Raw genomic sequence first — 20,100 nt, forward strand, 5'->3', positions numbered from 1 at the left:
ACATTAGGCTCATAGACTGTGTATGAAAGCTCCAATTTATGATTGCAATTTTGATGAAGGGGAGGTGAGATTCATTCCTCTTGTCGTTCGTTCAACCGTTAATGCTACGGGAGCAATTACATTTACAGGCAATACGCTTGGACTAAGTCGATCGGAAGTAGCGGGGGCTCCTGGAACACAGGACAGTATAGGAGCTTTTACGACAACCAACGCCACCGTCCAGTACGGTACCTATCCTCTGGGAACCACGAGCCTTTATCAGAGCAACAGTTCAGCGGCTATACTCGTTCTTCCTGTTGGCAGCACCGTCTTGTATGCAGAGTTGATCTGGGGTGGAAGTTACATCAATGGAACAGTCAATTTAAGTACTGCAATCAACAATCCGGTTACGTTCATTACACCCGCAGGAACTTTCAGTGTTACCCCTGATCCACTTACCTCCAATCAATTCGATCTGGGGAATAATGCAGCTGGATATGTTCGTTCGGCCAATGTAACGACATTGGTTCAGAATGGTGGGGCAGGTTCGTACATAACCGGAGCAGTGGTAGGGACTATTGTCATTACTAATGATTCCACTGCCAATCATGCGGGCTGGACGCTCGGCGTCATTTACCAGAACCCCAGCCTGCCTTTTCGCAATATGTCCTTGCGTGCAGGCGGTGTACTCGTCCAATCCACCTCGGCGCCAGTTGTTACCACACTCACTGGATTTGCCACTCCGCTTTCGGGTGCATTAGGTGGGAGGGCATTGTTCAGTGCGCAGGAGGGGGACGCAAACCGGACCGGTGATCAGGCGCTATTCGGGCCGACCTCGGCAGCTTCAGTTGCCTTGTCCGGACCAAACAATCTGGCTGCGAACTTTTTTGCTTCTCAAATCAACGGAGATACCGGAGCACTTAATACAACAGGGACTTTTGGTACACGAAACCAGACGAATGGCGCCCCAGGCACCAATATTATCGGTGGACGTCAAGGCTGGGATATTACCAACGTTGATGTGTCAGCCAGACTGATCAACAATCAGTCTTCTGCTGTATTAACGTTAACGACTTCCGGGGACGCCTATATTGTCAACGCCAATGCGATTCAGGTTGATATCAATGCCCCCAAAATTACAGTGGCGAAGGCATCCGTTGCCTCAGGTGCGGTAGCGGGAGATAGCATTCTCTATACCGTTACCGTCAGCAATGCAGGTACAGCCAGTGCGGCGAGCGTTGTGTTATCCGATTCGATGCCTGCAGGGCTTACCTTTATTCCCGGGAGTGTAACGGTCGCTGGTGTATCTCGGCCAACACTCGATGTGACCACCGGCGTTCCGCTTGGTTCATTAAACCTATCCAACAGTATTGTTGTAACCTATCGTGGGCTCATTGGCCAGGATGCAAACATATTGCAGCTGGTGAATTCAGCGAATGCCGCGTTTACCTTTCAAAGTGTGGCAGGAGGGGCAGTGATTACGGGAGTTATTCCATCCAATAACTCTACACTTACTGTTTATTCACCCAATCTGTCCATTTTGAAGTCGGCGAGTACAACCAACGCCACAGTAGGTGACCAGGTTACGTATACGCTTCAGGTGAACAACGGGGGAAATGTTGCTGCCAACGTTACATTTACGGATAACATCCCTAATGGAAGCTCGTATGTGGCAGGCAGCTTCCGACTGAATGGGAATGTGGCTGCAGGCGCCAACCCTGCAACTGGTGTCAATTTGGGCAGCCTCGCGGCAGGAAGTACCAATACCGTAACCTTCCAGGTACTTGTAACAAGTCTGCCCACGCCTCCGACCCTAGTGGATCAGGCCATGGCCTCCTATTCCTTCAGCTCGCCTGACGGTCGGACTATTAATGGCACAGTAGCCTCGAACAGTCTGACGATTCCCGTTACCTTGCCTAATGTAACAACCGTAAAATCGGCATCAGTCACTGATGTGGCAGTTGGGGAGACATTTACGTATACCATCGATACGACCAACAGCGGCATCCAGGTGATTAACAATGTGATACTCACGGATTCTCTCCCAGTTGGTACTACATTCGTACCCGGCAGTGTGACCGTCAGAGGAACTGTGGTACCATCGGCCAATCCGAACAGTGGAGTTTCACTGGGAACGCTGGCAGCCGGGAGTTCTGCGTCGGTGACATTTCAGGTTAATGTGCAGTCCATGCCTGCTTCAGGTTCGTTAGTCAACCGAGCCGCAGTGTCGTATAGCTCTGGTTCGTTCACGGGGATATCGAGCTCCAATACCCTCACAACCCCTGTATATCAGGCGATTATAGGCATCATCAAGTCGGCGAGTGAGACGAATGCGACACTGGGAGATCAACTGGCATACACACTTGTGGTAACGAACAGCGGGAACATAGCAACTCAAGTGAATGTAACCGATACGATTCCGGCAGGTCTGACGTTTGTCCCGGATTCAGTATCAGTGAATGGTACTGCGCGTCCTGGGAGCAGCCCATTAACCGGAATTACGCTGGGCAGTCTCCAGTCAGGAGGAACAGCAACGGTTGTGTTCCGAACTACACTCACTACACTCCCTTCTCCGCCAGCGTTGGAGAATCAGGGGACTGCTAATTATACGTACCAGCTTCCGAGTGGACGTAATCTCTCGGGAAGCAGTGTATCCAATGTTGTTCGCATACCTGCATCAAGCCCCAATCTATCCATTAGCAAAACAGTAAATACGCCAGACGCCACTGTAGGAGATGTACTTACCTACACGGTCATTGCAACAAATGCAGGGAGCAGTGCGGTACAGAATCTGGTGATCTCGGATATACCAACCGGTTCGGAATTTGTGTCAGGCAGTGTCACGATTAATGGAACTGCTGCAAGAAACGCAAGTCCAATTTCGGGCATTGCTGTCGGTACATTGAATAGCTCGAGCAGCGTAACAGTGACCTATCAAACAAGAGTAACATCCGTCCCGTCCACAGGTTCAGTCAGCAACCGGGCAAGTGCAGCATTTACGTCAGGCAGTTTTAATGGCGTTTCTTCGTCCGTCACGGTGAATACACCCATATTCCAACCGGTAATCCAAGTAGTGAAAACAGCTAGCACATCAAATTTGACGGTTGGGGATTCCTTTAATTACTCCATCCAAGTCAACAATTCAGGCAATATTGCCGCAACGGTTACCATAACCGATCCGATTCCTGCGGGAGCTGTATTCAGTACGAACAGCGTCATTATAAATGGGATACCTACACCAGGCGTTAGCCCGGCAACAGGAATTAATTTGGGATCGATTGCTGCAGGATCAAGCGCAACAGTCACGTTTGTTGCAACGGTCACAAGTTTGCCGGATCCAAGGCAGTTGACTAACCAGGCAGTTGCATCATTCGCCTACACTCTTCCAAGTGGGAGAACGGTCTCCGGGTTCTCATCATCGAACACGATTACCATTCCCGTATCCCTGCCCAATGTAACGATTGTAAACAGTGACAATGTGGATTATGGCGTAGTCGGGGATGTCATTCGATACAGATCTGTTATTCGCAACAATGGAACAGTAGCAGTGAATAATGTGGTTTACATCAACCCTCTTTCTTCGAATACCCCCTTTGTACCCGGAAGTGTCATTGTGAACGGGAGTTCTTTCCCGCTCTCCAATCCGACCGCCGGCATTCCAATCGGTACTTTGGCTCCAGGAGCCGAAGTAACCGTAACTTTTGAGGTGACGATTACTATGCCGATTCCTTCACAGATTAACAATCAGTCGACGGTCAGCTTCACATCCGGTTCATTTTCGGGGTCATCATCTTCCAATACAACACAGACTCCGGTCATTCAACCGCAAATTTCACTCGTCAAAACAGCGAATACAGTGAATGCGACCGTAGGTGATACGGTTGTATACACAGTGTCTGTCAGCAATACAGGCAACCTGGCGGCAAATGTCACAGTGACGGATACCATCCCTGCTGCGACTACATTTGTATCCAACAGCGTTGTGGTTTCAGGAATACCACAGCCGGGAGCGACACCTGGAGCGGGCATACCAGTAGGAAATGTAGCTGCAGGAGCGACAGCTGTCGTCACGTTCGCGGTTATAGTGGATTCCCTTCCATCTCCGCAGCAACTTAGCAATTTTGCTACATCTTCTTTTACATTTACACCTCCTGACGGGCGCACGTTAACAGGAACAGCTACTTCAAATACGCTGACATTTCCAGTCTCATCACCAAACGTAGCCGTAGTTAAAAGTACAGTTTCGACTGCGGCTGCCGTAGGTGATACAGTCACTTACTCCATTCTGGTAACGAACAGCGGAATAGAGCCGGTCAACAATATTCAGTTCTCAGATCCGATCCCTCCTGGAGCCTCCTTTGTTGCAGGCAGTGTCACGGTGAATGGGGTGGTGCAGCCCGGCTCCAATCCGGCAGGGGGGATATCGCTCGGTACGTTAGCTCCGGGAGCGTCCGCTACCGTCACTTTTAGTATCAATGTCAACGCAATCCCAACAAGCGGCCAATTAAGCAATCGATCCACAGTCAGTTTTACCTCGGGGGCTTTCTCCAACACAACGTTCTCCAATACTGTGGTTACACCCGTCTTCCAGCCTATACTCACAGCACAAAAAACGGCCAGTACACAAAACGCTACCGTTGGGGACACCGTTAGTTATACGGTTACCGTGACCAATCAGGGGAACTATGGAGCCCAGATTAACCTGACGGACAATATCCCTGCGGGAACCATTCTTGTTCCGAACAGTGTCATTGTGAATGGTCAGCCATTACCTGCAGCCAATCCCGCAGCAGGCATTCCGGCAGGCACAGTCGCTGCCGGGGCTACAACAACGATTACCTTTTCCGTAGTTATTGATACATTGCCGACCCCGCAACAACTGGTGAATCAGGCTTCGGTCGCTCTTTCCTTTACGCTGCCTGATGGACGCAGCATCACGGGTTCAGTTTTGTCTAATGTACTTACCATTTCAGTGTCGGCTCCAGATGTTGATGTGGTGAAATCGACGACATCTACGGCTGTATCTGTTGGGGATGTCGTAACGTACAGCATTGCAGTAACCAATAACGGAATTGCGACGGTCAGCAATGTGGTCTTCACGGATGCAGTGCCGACAAGTACTGTTCTTACAGCAAACAGCGTGTTTATTGATGGTGTTCTTCGACCAGGTGCTAACCCATCTACCGGAATAACGCTTGGTTCCATCGCACCTGGTGTTACCGTGACCGTTGTTTTCAGTGTGCAGATTACAGCGCTCCCGGCAAGTGCAGTTCTGAATAACCAGTCCACGGTAAGTTTTACATCAGGTGCGTTTTCGGCAACTACATTTTCCAATACGGTTACAACACCGGTCTATCAGCCGATTCTGTCCGCAGTCAAAACGGGCGACCAGGCTATAGCTACGGTAGGGGATACCGTCGTTTACAGCATCGCGATCTCCAATGCAGGAAACTATGGGGCATCAGTCACGTTAACCGATACGATCCCTGCAGGAACAGAGCTCGTGCCGAATAGCGTCATTATTAACGGGGCATCTGCACCGGGTGCCGATCCTGCTTCAGGCATTCCGCTTGGCGTCGTTTCTACAACGACCTTGGTCATGTTCTCGGTCGTTATTGTTACCCTTCCGTTGAGCCAGTCCATTTCGAATCAGGCATCTGCGACATATTCTTATACATTGCCTGACGGAAGAACTCTGGGGGGCAGTATATCGTCCAATACACTCAATATTCAGGTATCTGCGCCGGATGTACGTGTAGTGAAGACGACAGCTGCAGTGGATGCAGTGGTAGGAGATACGATTGTATATGAGATGGTTGTGACCAATAACGGAATTGATCCTGTTAATAACATTGTGTTAACTGATCCAATCAGTTCGGCTGTTACCTTTGTTACTGGAAGTGTCCTGGTAGACGGTGTTCCGCGTCTCTCGGCAAACCCTGCACTCGGCATAGCGCTGGGTTCCTTGGCACTTGGGGCATCTGTAGCGGTATCGTATGCGGTTCGGGTCAATGCGCTGCCTTCACCGCCGCAAGTGAGCAGTCAGTCATCGGTAAGTTTCACATCAGGTATCTTCTCGGGAGCAGCCTATTCGAATACGGTGGTTACGCCAATTTATCAACCGATTATTGCCGTAACCAAAACAGCAAGTACGTCCAATGCGACAATCGGTGACACCATCGTCTACTCTTTTTCCATCTCGAACAGTGGCAATCTGGCAGCGAATTTGACACTGACGGACAACATTCCGGATGGAGCAGTACTCCTTCCCAATAGCGTCCTGATTGATGGTGTTCCACAGCCAGGTGCGAATCCGGAATCAGGAATTGTGGTTGGAACGATATCTCCAGGAGGTTCCGTTAATGTGACAGTCACCCTTGAAGTTACTGTGGATTCTTTGCCGCAGAATCAGCAGCTGGTCAATCAGGCTGTGGCCAATTATACATTTAGTCCGCCGGATGGCCGTCAGTTGACCGGTACGGTATCCTCCAACGTTCTGGTGATTCCTGTCTCTGCACCAAATGTTGTCGTTGTCAAAAGCACAAGTGCAGTTGATGCTGTTGTCGGCGATGTGATCACCTATACGGTTGTGGTAACCAATACTGGCATCGAAGCGGTCAATAACGTGGTCATGGTAGACCCTGTACCAACAGGCACCGTATTTGTATCTGGAAGTGTTACGGTGGATGGCGTGGCAAGGCCTACCGGAAATCCGAATACAGGAATAACGCTCGGATCGATTGCTGCCGGTGCTTCAATTACCATTACATTCCGAGTAGAGGTTGTGGTGATATGAGCCAATCTTCCGGTCCGTTGTCCCACACGCTAAAGAATCAGTCACTGGTTCGATTCAGCTCGGGTGCGACTGAACTGGAACAGGTGGCTTATTCCAATACGGTAGTTACACCATGGATCGGCCCCAGGCTGCAAGTTCACAAGTTTTGCAACGTTGCTGAAGCTGCTCTGGGGCAGACGCTAACCTACCTGATCGAAATTATGAATTCCGGTAATTGTCCTGCCATGGTCCATTTGCTGGATTCGCTTTCATCGGAAACTTCACTTCTTCCCAATAGTGTGCTTCGGGATGGGACTCCGCTACCGGGAGTATCACCTGAGATAGGAGTTCCGGCACAGGAAGTCGCACCCGGAATGACGTTGCGAATTCATTTTCAGGTGATCATCGTCGGTCTCCCGCCGGCCCTGAAGCTGGTGAATCAAGCGAAGGTACATTATGAGTTTTTGACGCCGGAAGGGCGAACAGTTAAGGGAGAAGAGAAATCTAACGTGGTAGAAGTAAACCTGGTCTCGTCAAGTCTGTCGTTGGTTTTGAATGCAGATCGTGTTCAGACCTTTGTCGGGGATATCGTCACTTATAAGCTTTTGGTGAGCAATCCGGGTTTTATCATAGGAAACGATGCAAGTGTAATGATCCCATTGCCCAAAGGCATTGAATTTCTACCGGGAAGTGTCATAGTGAATGAGATTTTTGTTCCAGAGACGACGCCTGATTCCGGAATTTGGATTGGTGAGGTATTGCCGGGAAGAACGGTGCCAATTCAATTTCGAGTACAGATAACAGGAGGCAGCGTAGCCGAGGCCTTAACAATCCAGGCAGTGTTAGAGTATGTTTCAGGTGAAAATTTGGAGACTGTATACTCAAACGTAGCAACTTTACAAGTCGTTCAGCCCCGAATTTCGATTGCAAAAAGTGTAAATCCTCCCCTTGCTATTCCTGGGGATACCGTTCAGTATCAGATAACAGTACACAATGAAGGTTCATTTGCAGTGGATGCTGTCGTGACGGATTTTCTTCCGCCAGGCATGCGTTATGTCGAAGGAAGTCTCGGGTGGAATGGTGTAAAACGGCCTGGAACAAGTCTAGTCAAAGGTATCAATCTGGGAACGCTGACTGCACGATCTGCGGTTAATATCCAATTTGAAGTGATCCTTACAGAGCAGGAGCAGGATGCACCTGCAATCTTCGAGCTAATGAATCAGGCTCGCCTGATCTATACATTTCGCTTGCCCGATTCCCGTTCTGTGCAACGAATCATTTCCTCTAATTCGACATTTATTCAGTTAAAGTATCCTATCATCTCGGTCCATGTGGAAGTGAAGCCTGATCTGATTGAAAGGGGAGGAAATGTAACCTTTCATGTACATGTGACCAATACAGGGTCCTGGACTGCGCGGGTGCAGCTCACTGATGTCCTTCCTTCAGGAGCCAAGTGGATTGGGGAAGCAGAAGTACGGGATCGAGCGACCATATCAGAGTATTCTTCACCAAAATATTTACATTTGGGTGAGATGGAACCTGGAGCAGAGAAAAGGGTCACTTACGTTGCACAGATATCCTCAGCCGAACAATTGGGAATCCAGCAGGGGTCCTTAACTGCAATGTATACTTACGAGTGGAACGGTCAAAGGCATTCAGGACAATCCACTTCGAATGTATATACTATTATTGTTGAAGATAGTGACGAATAATGGGAGACAACAGCTTCTGACTTGTATTCTGACTGTAAATGTAAGGGGTTTTTGCGTGGTTAAGGAGTCCTGACATTACACGAAGGTGAATGAATGGTATACTAATTAAATATGACCTCGGCAAATAACCCGTGGATTCGGGTCGTCGGATTAGCTATAGAGGAGGCCGCTACATTGGCAAAAGCAAAAGTTGCAAAAAGACCTACCCGGGATGAGTTTGAACTGGAAGAGCTGGGGAACCAACTGGTTGAAGCGTTTCATGAACGTTCGGAAGTGTTGCTGACTGTTTGGGGCAAGGAAGATCAGGTTCATGGGGTCATTGTGAAGCTGGATTCACGAACCCGGCTTGTGCATGTAGAGTATACAGAGGAAGAATTGACAGCCAAAGTGCCGTTCCTGGACATTATGCGGATTGATTCTCCACGGTACTGAGCGGAGATTATAAACAATATCTGAAACAGGGCTTCCGCCCTGTCAAATCCGTTCTCCCTGCATAAGATAACGCATACCTGTTGCAGAGGAGGTACGTCAATGAGCGAAGTATTAGGTGGAGAAGCAAGAGGCTACGGATACGGAGGTTTTACTTCTGTAGGTGCCATTCTGGTTCTGTTCATCCTGTTGGTTATCATCTCCAAAGCGTTCTTGGTATAATTAATTATTCCAGATGAATAAAGGAAGCTCTGCCATAGCGGCAGAGCTTTTTTTTATATGCCGTTATGTCGTTTTCGGTTGAATAGTCCGAAGAGAACGACGATCACCACAGGGTAGAGAACGGCCCACCCGGCAAAAGGGAACACGATAGCTGTGGCCACAAAGGAAATCCAGCTGATTGTTACCCCAGTACGACTGCCCTTGAGTAATCGGATTCCTGCTGCGCATCCGCCAAGATAGGTGAGAATAAACGTTGCATTGGGCAACTGAATGAGCGTGGTTAGCGACACCAGACCAGATCCATAGATACCCAATACGAGAGTGAAGCAGATGGCGAGGAAGCCGATTCCAGCAATTGGAGTATGGTACCGACTGGATAAACGGGACATCCATTGCGGGGCAGACCCTTGTCTTGCCAGGGCATAAGCGACACGTGAAGCGGCACCAGCGTATGCAATGACCGTAGCGGTGCAAATAAATATGCCAGTCAGCCCGGCAATTAATCCGCCCCAGGAACCGAGAGCCTGACTAATAATCCATACAAGGGAGACATCTGCTCCGCCATGAAGATAGCTTTGCGTTCCGACTGTCGCCAGAGCAGTCAGAAAATAGAGCACGCCTACAATGATAGCTGCAATCGTTACGCCTTTAATAGCTGCCTTGCGTGGATCAGTGAATTCTTCAGACAGGTGAGATACAGCCTCCCAACCAATAAAACACCAGAACAGAATGGCGCCAGCCTGACCGACACTTACCCAACCGTTCGGCATGAATGGTGTGTAATGTATGGATTCCATATTTGGAATAGCGAACACAAACGCCATGACGAGCACGATAATAATCGCCAGCACGACGCCGATCTGTACCTTTCCGGCGACCTGCATGCCCACGATGTTAATGATCAGTCCAGCCGCGAGCATGGTTGCTGCGATCGCTGTTCGATATCCGTCCCCAAGTCCAAGTGCTGCTGTCATATAACCTGCACCTGTAAGGGCAGCCACGGGAGCACCGATGGGAACGGACATCAGAAAGAACCAGCCAACTAAGGCTCCTGCCCGTTGTCCGAAAGCGAGAGTAACGAAATGGGACACGCCTCCTGCGTTGGGGTAGCGTGCCGAGAGTAGTCCCATGGATAGGGCAAGCGGGAGAATCAGCAGAACCATGCCTCCCCAGGCGAGGAGTGAAGCCGGGCCTGCCAGTTCGGCAGCAAGTCCGGGTACAATGAGGACACCTGAACCAAGAACTGCACTTATATAAAGCGCAACAGCTTGCGGCATGCCTATGTTTTTTTTGAGCTGCGTAGATGTGTTCATGAAATAAAAAGGCCTGCCTTCCAGAATAAAATGATTTTAGAGCGAGAACTATGTAATTATATAGGAAGAGAGGTAATCAGTCATTGGCGAATTTTGTAGAAAAATCAATGTAAGTCCAGTTGTCGTTATGGTAGAATAGGACCATCCCTAGAGAAAGAATGAGGTGTATTCCTGATGAGTAAAGAGTTGACAGAATCTCTAAATGAACAGATGAACTTCGAGTTTTATTCAGCGCATGTATATCTTGCGATGGCTGCCTACTGTTCGAGCAAAAGCCTGGATGGATTTGCGAATTTCTTCATCGTGCAGGCGGAGGAAGAGCGGTTCCACGGGATGAAAATATACAAATTTCTGAATGATCGCGGCCAGCGTGCAACCCTCGCTGCATTGCCTGAACCAAAAAATGAGTATTCCTCGATGCTGGATGTGTTTGAACACGGATATGCACATGAGCAGCAAAATACGAAGAAATTCTACAATCTGGCTGATATTGCCCTGAATGAGCGTGAACATGCCACAATGTATTTCCTGAAATGGTTCATTGATGAGCAAGTCGAAGAGGAAGCTCTGTTTGACAATATCATTCAGAAGTTACGCCGCATCGAAAAAGACAGCAATGCTTTCTACATGCTGGACGCCGAATTTGGCAAACGTTCGTTTACTGCTCCAGCAGAGTAATGATGGACGTTAGCAATTGTAATCAGGATTAATCTGAACGAAAAGAAAATCGATCTACATATGAAAGGTCTGCTCTCGGGCAGGCTTTTTTGTTATATCATTTTAAGATTGCCTCGCTTGTTTCATATAAATTCCAGTGATAAATCTATCAGAAGCCACAATCTGGGTTAATAGATTATATGTCAACATTGATCTATCCCGTCGGATGTTCTTTTTCGAGCAAATCTATCAAATTCGTTTTATTTTTTTGGTTAATCTGACAAAAGTGTAACTCGAACGTAGCATTTGAAACGAGAATGGGACGCACTCTTTTTGATAGTATTAGGATTATCGCCAAGGGCTGCATTGAGAGAAACATCGACACCCGGGGAAATACAAGACATAAGGGAGACTTTTATTATGCTACATATTCGTAAAACGTTCATCACTGCACTTGCTATTCTATTCATCATTCCATTGTTACTGCCGCAATCGGCTTCAGCTACATCATCCACATCCAAGAATGCTGGAAATAAAGCGAGCTCCAAGATCATATATCTAACTTTCGATGATGGGCCGACCGCCCACACGGGACAATTGCTGGATATTCTGGATCAGTACAATGCCAAAGCGACCTTCTTCATGCTCGGACCTCAGATGGAGAAATTTCAGAAGGCCACCAAGCGTATCGTTGCAGACGGACATGGACTGGGCTTGCACGGTGTAACGCATGTTCCAAGCAAATTTTATAAATCCGCATACAGTGGTTTGAAAGAAATGCAGCAGGCAAATGAAAGTCTGAACAAAGTGGCAGGCGTCAAAACGAGTCTCGTTCGCACTCCGTACGGTAGCAAACCGTATCTCAAACCCGCATACCGCAATGTTCTATTAGGTCAGGGTGGATTCCATCTGTGGGATTGGAATGTGGATTCCGAAGATTGGAAATACAAGAAGGATCATCAGAAAGTGTACAACAGCGTGATGAAGCAGATCCATAATGTGCAAAAAAGCGGAACCACCCCTGTGGTATTGATGCACGATCAGGAAGCGACATTAAAAGTACTTCCGCAAGTGTTAAAAACACTGAAAGCAGAAGGATACCATTTTGAAGTGCTGACGAAGAAAGTACAGCCCGTGAATTTCTGGAATGACAAACGTTAATATACTGGCTGGACAACAATGTAAGTTAATCTCAATAACGGCTTCAAGGAGGACAACAACATGAGTAAACCTAAATTATGGATGACGATTCCTGTGACAACAGCAGTGCTGCTTGCTCTTGCAGGGTGTGGTGGTCAGGATACCAAAACATCAACAGCGGATAACACATCCCCTGCGGTTGGCGAACAGACTCAGTCAGGAAGTGGAGGAGCGGATTTCTCCGGTGGAACGAAAGATAGCGGAACAGATACAACAGGAACAACGGGCACGGAAGGTTCGGTAGGCAGCGGGACATCAACATCGAATCCGGAAACGGCCAGTAACGGTCAAGCCCAGCAAAGCTCAAAAGACATCATTCAGGACATCCGCAGTCAGCTGAAGATGAAAAACGCTTCGTTCCCTACTTCATTTTCCTTGGAAAAAGGAAAACATCTGACTGCATCGATTACATCGAACACCTCAGATGCGTTCCATATTAATTTTTATTCTACTGACCAGCCTGTTGCGGTGAATGATGCTTCGTTGACGGCCTCTGGCAGCAAGGTGCCTGTTCTGGCATCCTATGAAGTGAAGACGTATAAGGATCCGAACAGTACGGATATTTTCCCTGATACAGACTTGAATGACGTGCCGAAGGATATGACAGTGGATCTGGGACATGGCATCAAGGGCATGACTGAAGGCGCGGCGGGCAGTCAGTATCTCACTTGGACAGAGGGAAGATGGACGCTTCAGATTCGATCTGTTTCCCAGGATAACATGAACAATCCGGGGATTGCGAAGAGAATGGTGGAATATTTGGAGTCCCATACACTGCCTGTACCAAAGGAAAAAGGATTCGTCAATGGGGAGTACCCAAGCGGTGGTAAAAGCGTCAATGTAACGATCTCCTGGCAAGAGGGCAAGCAGATTCATCAGCTCCAGACCGAGCAGGTGCCTCTGGAAGCTTTGGGCATGGTGGTTTCTGTAAAATAAATCGTATGGCTTTAAAATGAAGCTTCAAAAGGAAATAGGCTGGCCCGGAGTGAGTGCTCCAGACCAGCCTATTTGTATTAGCAAGGTACATCGTACCATCGTCGTACCTTATTTATTTATGTTTCAGTGGGTTAAAGCGGTACTTTCATTTAAACCACCCTTTTTCTTTTGAGCGGGTAATGGCTTCAATACGGTTACTCGCATTTAACTTATTGAGGATAATAGAGATGTAATTCCGCACCGTGCCGGTTGTAATAAATAGATGTCCGGCAATTTCCTTTGTATTTTTGCCGTCGGCCATCAGGCCGAGAACGGCATTTTCACGTTCGGTCAGCGGATTTTCTTGTACATAAGCCTCATCCACCAGGTCGGGAGCGAAAATACGTCTTCCATTCATGACCTGACGGATCGCTTCAGCAAGTTCTTCGATGGGGCTATCCTTTAACAGATAACCGCGTACACCGCCTTTCAAAGCGCGTTCGAAATAGCCAGTCCGGGCAAAGGTTGTCAAAATAATGACTTTACAGTTCATACCCTTAAGTTCCTCAGCGGCCTCCAGGCCACTTTTGACGGGCATTTCAATGTCCATCAGACAGATGTCGGGCATATGCTCACGGACAAGAGCAAGGGCTTCCTGTCCGTTGCTTGCACGCCCAACCACCTCCATATCCTCTTCCAGGTTGAGCAGGGAAGACAAGGCCCCCAGCATCATACGCTGGTCTTCGGCGATTACGATCCTGATCATTCTTCAACCTCCTTAATTGGTTTGCGGACTAGCTTGGGAACATGGATGACAATGCTTGTACCTTCCAAGCCTGCTCCGGAGCGAATATCCAGACATCCATTAACAAATTCAAGTCGTTCTTTCATACCCAAGATTCCAGTACCACGCCGTTCTTGTTTGCGGGTACGTTCGATTCCGACGCCATTATCCTGAACCGTCAGCACATTATCGGACGGTGTTTCCTCAATACGGATGGTGCATACAGCTGCCTGACTGTGTTTGACAACATTCGTGACAGCTTCTTTCAGACACATGCCGAGCACATTTTCATTCAGCTGGGACGTATCCTGCAATTTCGGATTGCCTTCCAGTACATATTCAATCGAGGCCGCCTTCAAAATCTGTTCGGCACGGAATAGCTCATCTACTAATTGTGTACCACGCATGGTGGTTACCATCTCTCGAACTTCCTTCAGGGCCGTGCTCGCTGTTTGTCTCAGGTCATTCAATTCGATCTCGGCCTGATCGGGATTGTTGCGAAGCAGACGCCTCGCCAAATCGGTTTTTAGACCGATAAGGGAGAGCTTCTGTCCAAGTGTATCGTGCAGATCTCGTGCGATGCGTTGCCGTTCTTCCATTTTCACCAGATCATCCAGCCGTTTGTTGGCATTCTCCAGTTGGCCTTCCAGCTGTTCCCGTTTGTTTTTGTTATACGTGCTGATCGGGAGCAGAATGGATGCCATAAGACTGATGAATACAAACGGAAACTGACTGAGCAACAGGGTGCTCTGCTTGATGAAACTATAGTTAATGGTTAGAAAACTGGCCGCCAAATTCACTGAATAGAGGGTGAAGAAACCGGCTTTATTTTTAATATTCCCAATAAAAAAAGCAAGAAACAACGAGAAGTAAGCATAATCATATGCGATGGTCATCGTAATCGATATGGCGATCAGCAGTCCAATCCACATATACACCTGCCAGCCCTTCGTGATGAAGGCAAGCAGATAACAGACGAAGAAGAACAGGATGATGAAAATTCCCGCCACCATGGGCCACAATTTGGAATATTGCGAAATATAATAGAAGGGCAGGATGAAAAAGACTAGCCATACATATGGATTTAAACCTGTATTTTTATAAAAGAGCTGCATCCACTTTTGAATGAAAATTCTCCTCCTCGGACTTGCAGTGTACTCAAACTTAGCCTGACTGTAGCATGACTTTAGCCTGAATACAAGAAAACGAATCCGACAGAGTTAAGGCTTCTCTGTCAGACCCGCTTGGTTGTTTACTCGGATAGGCGGTTGAACATAAGGCTTGCGGGATAAGGTTTTGATCTCACCAAAGCTGATAAATTGCTTGGATTCTTCGTCCCACAGACGGAAGCGAAGGGCAGCCAGACTGGAACGAAGCGTAATCGTTGTAGCATTCTGCAATGGCGGTGTTGCGTTATGTGCTTCTTCCAAATAATAGTTGGGTACACGTGGGCTCAAGTGATGCACATGGTGGAACCCGATATTGCCGCTAATCCACTGCAACAATTTTGGCAGTTTATAATATGAACTACCTTCTACAGCAGCTTTTACATAACTCCACTCATCTTCATGTTCAAAATACGTATCTTCAAATTGATGCTGTACATAGAACAGCCAGATACCGAAGAAGCCAGAGAAGAAAAATACGGGTGCTTGCACCAGTACAAAAGCCTGCCAGCCGATTAACCAACACATAAAGGCATAAAGGGCTACAATCAGCACTGTAGTCAGGTGAGTATTCATACGCTCTTTACGTCTTGCACCTTTACGGTTAAAGCGGTAAGCGAACAAAAACACATAAATGGGTCCAATACCAAACATGACAAACGGATTACGATAAATACGGTAGAAGAGACGACCCCAAGGGGAAGCGGCTTTGTATTCATCAACGGTCATGACCCAGATATCACCTACACCACGTTTATCGAGATTGCTGCTCGTTGCGTGATGAATGGAATGTTCGTTTTTCCATTGCAGGTAGGGCGTCAGGGTTAATACCCCTGTAATGGTGCCCAGAATGTCGTTGGCACGTTTGCTTTTAAAGAATGAACCATGACAGCAGTCATGGAAAATGATAAACGTTCTAAGGACAAATCCCGAGGCTACGAGGGCAATCGGAAATGTCAGCCAGTAGGACACGGACAGGCTATAGTACGCTGCGGCCCATAATAATAATAGTGGCAGTATGGAATTCACTAATTGTTGGATACTCAGGCGAAGATTATTTTTCTCATAAGGGGTTACTTCTTTTTTAAGCGCCATCTCTTTGGTTCTGCTCATAGACGTACGTCCTCCTTCAATGGTCGATAACTGTACTCAGTCATAACCTAACGCTTCCTGGGAAAATGTCTCCGAGTGAGGCGTTTTTATCATTGTATAAGAATGCGTCCAGTGCAGTAAGTCATAAACGTCAGCACTTTGTAATGATGAATATCAATGATGATCCATGACAAATGTCATGGGTGGACGAAGCAAATCCGCTTTGTAGAGCTGAAAAAGCAGTGTTTTCAGAATCCTTTGTACAATTCGCGCAACAATTTGTATTATGTATACAAATTTTGCTCATGGCATGGTAGAATCTATCATTGAGTGGTTATGACAACTTATGAAATTGGTTGATAGGTTGATTTTCTGATGGATTGGATGGAGTGAATGATGAAGAAAAGAATAACGGATATTCTATTTATTATGGCGGGTGCATTTCTGTTCGCACTTGCAGTAAACCTGTTCGTCATCCCGAATGATTTGGCTGAAGGTGGCGTTACCGGGATTACCATTATTTTGTATTATCTCTTTGAATGGTCTCCTGGACTCATGAACTTGCTTCTGAATGGTATTTTGTTGCTTGTGGGGTACAAGTTTCTGGACAGAACGACTACGGTGTATACCATTATTGCGGTGGTATTCAACTCGCTGTTCCTGCACTTGACCGAGAGCTGGACGATCGCCTCGGACGAGCTTTGGATCAATACTATTTTTGGTGGATTATTTGCCGGTCTGGGTATCGGCTTGATTGTTAGAGTAGGAGGCACAACGGCGGGGACGGTTATTCTGGCCCGACTTGCCAACAAATATCTGGATTGGAACATCAGTTATGGACTGTTATTCTTCGATCTGATCGTGGCGTTCTCTTCATTCTTCATTATAGGGCCGCAAGGGTTGATGTGTACGATTGTCATGCTGTTCGTTGGGACCAAAACGATGGAGTTCATTATTGAAGGGCTCAATCCGAAAAAAGCAGTTACGATTATATCTGCCAAACAGGATGCCATTGCTCAGCAGGTCATTGAGAAGATGGATCGGGGAGTCACCGTCCTGTCTGGTCATGGCTATTATACGAAGAACCCGAAAGAGATCTTATATATTGTCATTAGCAAACAAGAAGTCCCGATGCTGAAGAAGATTGTGCGAGCAGAGGACGAAATTGCGTTCATAACGATTCATGATGTGCGTGACGTATTTGGTGAAGGATTCATTGAATTGTCCAAATCGTAATGAATGAAGCGTGTATGTAAAGAAGTAAGGGAGCTGCGGTGTTTATCACTGCGGCTTTTTTTGTTGTACATCTTGTAAATTCTTATACGCCAAGGAGCAAAGACAAAAAGCTGTACACTTGTGGAACCGATGATATATTGAATTCATTTCGTTAATAAGAACGTGGTAATCTGCTGCGCTCTTTCCGATGTGATATTCTCTAATCTGCAAATATAAGATATAATATGCATTAATCAGGCTATGGTATCCCTTCCTTCTGAACTCTTAATAGTACTAGGGGTACCGCTTCCCTGATTTTTTTAGTTTTTGGACCGCTTTATACATATGAAGAACCGTCACGAGATAGGCCAAGTATACCAATGCTGAATATATTATCGTCATGTGGGAGAGTACAAGTAATGGACTTATTCTCAATCTATTTCAGCAGGAATTTGAAAGTGATCATCGCAGAGCGCAAGGGCAAGCTGCCTGTGCGTATATTGGCGACTGCACTTAGAAATTTAGAATCGCTGGGATATACGTTTTCGACGAAATTAATAGATGTGCTGCGTACCTGGGAACGGAGCACATTTGTTTCCTGGTTTGAGCGACTGATGGGTGAGCTTCAAGAGGTGAAAGAAATCGATTTACAGGAAACCATCATGTATCCCAGATTTCCCAAGCAAAAAATGAATATTCAGGAGAGTCAGCTTTATCTGACTGTTTTGATGCACTCCTGGAGACAGCAGTTTCCTGAACATGAAAATGAACAGGAGCAGCGCATATTATGGCTGGGCAAGCTGCGCCTGCGTGTAATTCAGCTCGGCAGTGAAGCGGATTTTTACCAAGTGGGATTAGACCTGCTTGCAGCGAAAGCTGCGTTAAAGCCAGTTGCAAGAGATCAGTTGATTTGGTTTGTAACAGAGTATGAGGGCTGGTCCGCATATGAGCCAGAGCCAGAGCAAATACCTGTGAGGGAAAATGCGGCCATTTACTGTGCGGCTTTATTAAAGGCGGGGCGTGCTTCATTGGAGCAATTCCAGCGGCATTTGCGGACAGCAACAGATATATTGTGCTTGGCTGTGGCCTGTTCCGATGGAGATGTCACTTTGAAGGAGAATACCCGCTTCCGTTCATTTAACCGATCTGAACGTCGGGTAATACTCGCTTTACTGGAGGCGGCTTCGGACCCGTTGGAAGATTTGTTTCGATATAAAGGACGCTGGCTGAGATTGGCCGAGCGATTGCATCCGGGTGAGTATCAGCACCGTTATCCAAAGGCAGTAGCGGCGCTGAACCAGCTGCGACGTGGTGAACGACCGCTTACCTTTCATGGCAGGGTGGAACGGGCATTTGAACAGAAGGATAACCAGCTTATTCTGGAGACGCTCACAGAACGTCCAATAGAGATGGTCGGTCAGCTGGACCGAATGATTCGTTTCGGTGTTCCGGTACAGCATGTGATCGGCAAATTGGAAGTTGTGGAAGAAAAGGTCTCGACTCGGGCGCTGCTTCGGGTGTTGGCCCACTTCAGCACAAGGAATGAGTTCCAGGCCAGGAAGAGCTTTTTCCCAAAAGGCAACACGGCAAATCTGTATGTCTCCACTAAACCTTTGCAGCCCATATCACTGGAGGATATTCATACGGTAATTTCTGCGGTAGAGCATATACTGTTGAAACGATTTGCCGGGTTTCCCCCACTTGGTAACGTCTATATTGATGAGAGACTTCAAGACTTTACGGTTCCATGGGGGAAACGCCGGGCAAGCGAATCCATTCGAGCTCTATCGCGTGCGTCATGGCTATCGTTGCCCACTGGAGATACGGTTCGCTTTTTCCTGTGGTGGAAAGAAGGCATGATGGGCGCTGAACCAACCGGTCGTGTGGATGCCGATCTGTCGAGTGTACTTTATGATCCGATGTGGCGTTATATGGGTCAGACATCCTGCACCTATCGGCAAGCGGACGAATATCAGGCTGCGCATAGCGGTGATATGGTGACGGCACCTGAAAGAGTGGCAAAGTATATGGATGTGCACTTGCCGTCGGTTTCCAGGTTGGGCGCACGTTATATGGTGATCATGGTTGACGCATTCAAGGCAGATGCCTTCAAGGACCTACCGGAGTGTTATGCTGGCTGGATGATGCGTCAGGCGCCACAGTCGGATGAGATGTTTGAACCTTCAACGGTGCAGGAGCGAATGGAACTGACGGCCGATGCCCGTATTTGTATTCCGGCCATTATTGATGTAGAGGAACGCCGCATTTTGTGGTGTGATCTCGGCCTAAAGAGACATCCTAAAATGCATCATACTGAGGAGAACAACAAGGCCGATTTGGCTTGGATAGCGCGAGCAATGACGGAGCTGAAACGACCGGATTTATATACTTTATTCATGCTTCACGCTAAAGCTAGGGGAACATTGGTGGAGACACTAGGGATGGCCAATCTCGTATTTACAGCAGAGCTGGAATCCAATCGAGTGGCTGAAGTGGCAGAGTATCTGACAGAAGGGCCACCCGTGGATCGCACCGTGATTACACCTCTGGAGCAGGATTATATTACGAAGCATTTTTTGTAACTAGGATGTAACGAGGATGGAGACTGGATGTAACGTTTGGTCATAGCTCATTGTAAAGG

13 protein-coding genes are annotated in these 20,100 nt (G+C 47.5%); 9 read left to right on the forward strand and 4 right to left on the reverse strand.

The window, feature by feature from the left end:
• Nucleotides 1-64 precede the first annotated feature (64 nt).
• The 4 genes from P364_RS35505 to P364_RS0120175 all read left to right on the forward strand — a co-directional run bounded on the left by P364_RS35505 (nucleotide 65) and on the right by P364_RS0120175 (nucleotide 9,117).
• Nucleotides 65-6,775 carry a DUF7507 domain-containing protein gene (locus P364_RS35505; protein ID WP_152532728.1) on the forward strand — a complete coding sequence of 2,237 codons (6,711 nt, stop codon included), beginning with the start codon at nucleotides 65-67 and terminating at the stop codon, nucleotides 6,773-6,775.
• Nucleotides 6,772-8,466, forward strand: a complete 1,695-nt coding sequence (locus tag P364_RS36285) for a DUF11 domain-containing protein (protein WP_024631885.1) — start codon at nucleotides 6,772-6,774, stop codon at nucleotides 8,464-8,466. The genes P364_RS35505 and P364_RS36285 overlap by 4 nt, the downstream gene beginning before the upstream one ends.
• Nucleotides 8,467-8,640: 174 nt before the next feature.
• Nucleotides 8,641-8,898: a YolD-like family protein gene (locus tag P364_RS0120170; RefSeq protein ID WP_024631886.1), complete on the forward strand. Its 258-nt coding sequence runs from the start codon at nucleotides 8,641-8,643 to the stop codon at nucleotides 8,896-8,898.
• A gap of 99 nt (nucleotides 8,899-8,997) precedes the next feature.
• Nucleotides 8,998-9,117, forward strand: a complete 120-nt coding sequence (locus P364_RS0120175) for a hypothetical protein (RefSeq protein WP_024631887.1) — start codon at nucleotides 8,998-9,000, stop codon at nucleotides 9,115-9,117.
• Nucleotides 9,118-9,170: 53 nt separating this feature from the next.
• Here P364_RS0120175 and P364_RS0120180 read toward each other — a convergent pair whose 3' ends face one another.
• Nucleotides 9,171-10,430, reverse strand: a complete 1,260-nt coding sequence (locus P364_RS0120180) for an amino acid permease (protein ID WP_029881143.1) — start codon at nucleotides 10,428-10,430, stop codon at nucleotides 9,171-9,173.
• A gap of 174 nt (nucleotides 10,431-10,604) precedes the next feature.
• On the opposite strand from P364_RS0120180, the gene P364_RS0120185 reads away from it, so the two are divergent.
• The 3 genes from P364_RS0120185 (at nucleotide 10,605) to P364_RS36290 (ending at nucleotide 13,223) form a co-directional block, all read left to right on the forward strand.
• The gene (locus P364_RS0120185) at nucleotides 10,605-11,108 is read left to right on the forward strand and encodes a ferritin (protein ID WP_024631888.1); all 504 of its coding nucleotides are present in this window, start codon (nucleotides 10,605-10,607) and stop codon (nucleotides 11,106-11,108) included.
• Between the two features lie 399 nt (nucleotides 11,109-11,507).
• Nucleotides 11,508-12,248, forward strand: a complete 741-nt coding sequence (locus P364_RS0120190; protein ID WP_024631889.1) for a polysaccharide deacetylase family protein — start codon at nucleotides 11,508-11,510, stop codon at nucleotides 12,246-12,248.
• Between the two features lie 60 nt (nucleotides 12,249-12,308).
• On the forward strand, nucleotides 12,309-13,223 hold the full coding sequence (locus tag P364_RS36290) for a hypothetical protein (protein WP_024631890.1): 915 nt from the start codon (nucleotides 12,309-12,311) through the stop codon (nucleotides 13,221-13,223).
• 145 nt (nucleotides 13,224-13,368) lie between these two features.
• Here P364_RS36290 and P364_RS0120200 read toward each other — a convergent pair whose 3' ends face one another.
• The 3 genes from P364_RS0120200 to P364_RS0120210 all read right to left on the reverse strand — a co-directional run bounded on the left by P364_RS0120200 (nucleotide 13,369) and on the right by P364_RS0120210 (nucleotide 16,265).
• Complete coding sequence (locus P364_RS0120200) at nucleotides 13,369-13,968, reverse strand: response regulator transcription factor (protein ID WP_024631891.1); 600 nt, start codon at nucleotides 13,966-13,968, stop codon at nucleotides 13,369-13,371.
• Nucleotides 13,965-15,113: a sensor histidine kinase gene (locus tag P364_RS0120205; protein WP_024631892.1), complete on the reverse strand. Its 1,149-nt coding sequence runs from the start codon at nucleotides 15,111-15,113 to the stop codon at nucleotides 13,965-13,967. Before P364_RS0120205 ends, P364_RS0120200 begins: the two co-directional genes overlap by 4 nt.
• A gap of 93 nt (nucleotides 15,114-15,206) precedes the next feature.
• Nucleotides 15,207-16,265: a fatty acid desaturase gene (locus P364_RS0120210; protein WP_024631893.1), complete on the reverse strand. Its 1,059-nt coding sequence runs from the start codon at nucleotides 16,263-16,265 to the stop codon at nucleotides 15,207-15,209.
• A 375-nt stretch (nucleotides 16,266-16,640) separates the two neighbouring features.
• Here P364_RS0120210 and P364_RS0120215 point away from each other — a divergent pair, with 375 nt between their 5' ends.
• Both P364_RS0120215 and P364_RS0120220 read left to right on the forward strand, forming a co-directional pair.
• The gene (locus P364_RS0120215; protein ID WP_024631894.1) at nucleotides 16,641-17,480 is read left to right on the forward strand and encodes a YitT family protein; all 840 of its coding nucleotides are present in this window, start codon (nucleotides 16,641-16,643) and stop codon (nucleotides 17,478-17,480) included.
• A 398-nt stretch (nucleotides 17,481-17,878) separates the two neighbouring features.
• Entirely contained in the window at nucleotides 17,879-20,041 is a 2,163-nt protein-coding gene (locus P364_RS0120220; protein ID WP_024631895.1) for a hypothetical protein, read from the forward strand.
• The last annotated feature ends 59 nt before the right edge of the window (nucleotides 20,042-20,100 follow it).

The organism is Paenibacillus sp. MAEPY2 (genome assembly GCF_000499205.1).
Lineage (GTDB): Bacteria > Bacillota > Bacilli > Paenibacillales > Paenibacillaceae > Paenibacillus > Paenibacillus vandeheii.

Coding starts and splice junctions, on each gene's coding strand:
- P364_RS0120190 (WP_024631889.1), top strand. CDS start 11,508: ATGCTACATATTCGTAAAACGTTCATCACTGCACTTGCTATTCTATTC.
- P364_RS0120175 (WP_024631887.1), top strand. CDS start 8,998: ATGAGCGAAGTATTAGGTGGAGAAGCAAGAGGCTACGGATACGGAGGT.
- P364_RS36285 (WP_024631885.1), top strand. CDS start 6,772: ATGAGCCAATCTTCCGGTCCGTTGTCCCACACGCTAAAGAATCAGTCA.
- P364_RS0120180 (WP_029881143.1), bottom strand. CDS start 10,430: ATGAACACATCTACGCAGCTCAAAAAAAACATAGGCATGCCGCAAGCT.
- P364_RS0120210 (WP_024631893.1), bottom strand. CDS start 16,265: ATGAGCAGAACCAAAGAGATGGCGCTTAAAAAAGAAGTAACCCCTTAT.
- P364_RS0120220 (WP_024631895.1), top strand. CDS start 17,879: ATGGACTTATTCTCAATCTATTTCAGCAGGAATTTGAAAGTGATCATC.
- P364_RS0120185 (WP_024631888.1), top strand. CDS start 10,605: ATGAGTAAAGAGTTGACAGAATCTCTAAATGAACAGATGAACTTCGAG.
- P364_RS36290 (WP_024631890.1), top strand. CDS start 12,309: ATGAGTAAACCTAAATTATGGATGACGATTCCTGTGACAACAGCAGTG.
- P364_RS0120200 (WP_024631891.1), bottom strand. CDS start 13,968: ATGATCAGGATCGTAATCGCCGAAGACCAGCGTATGATGCTGGGGGCC.
- P364_RS0120215 (WP_024631894.1), top strand. CDS start 16,641: ATGAAGAAAAGAATAACGGATATTCTATTTATTATGGCGGGTGCATTT.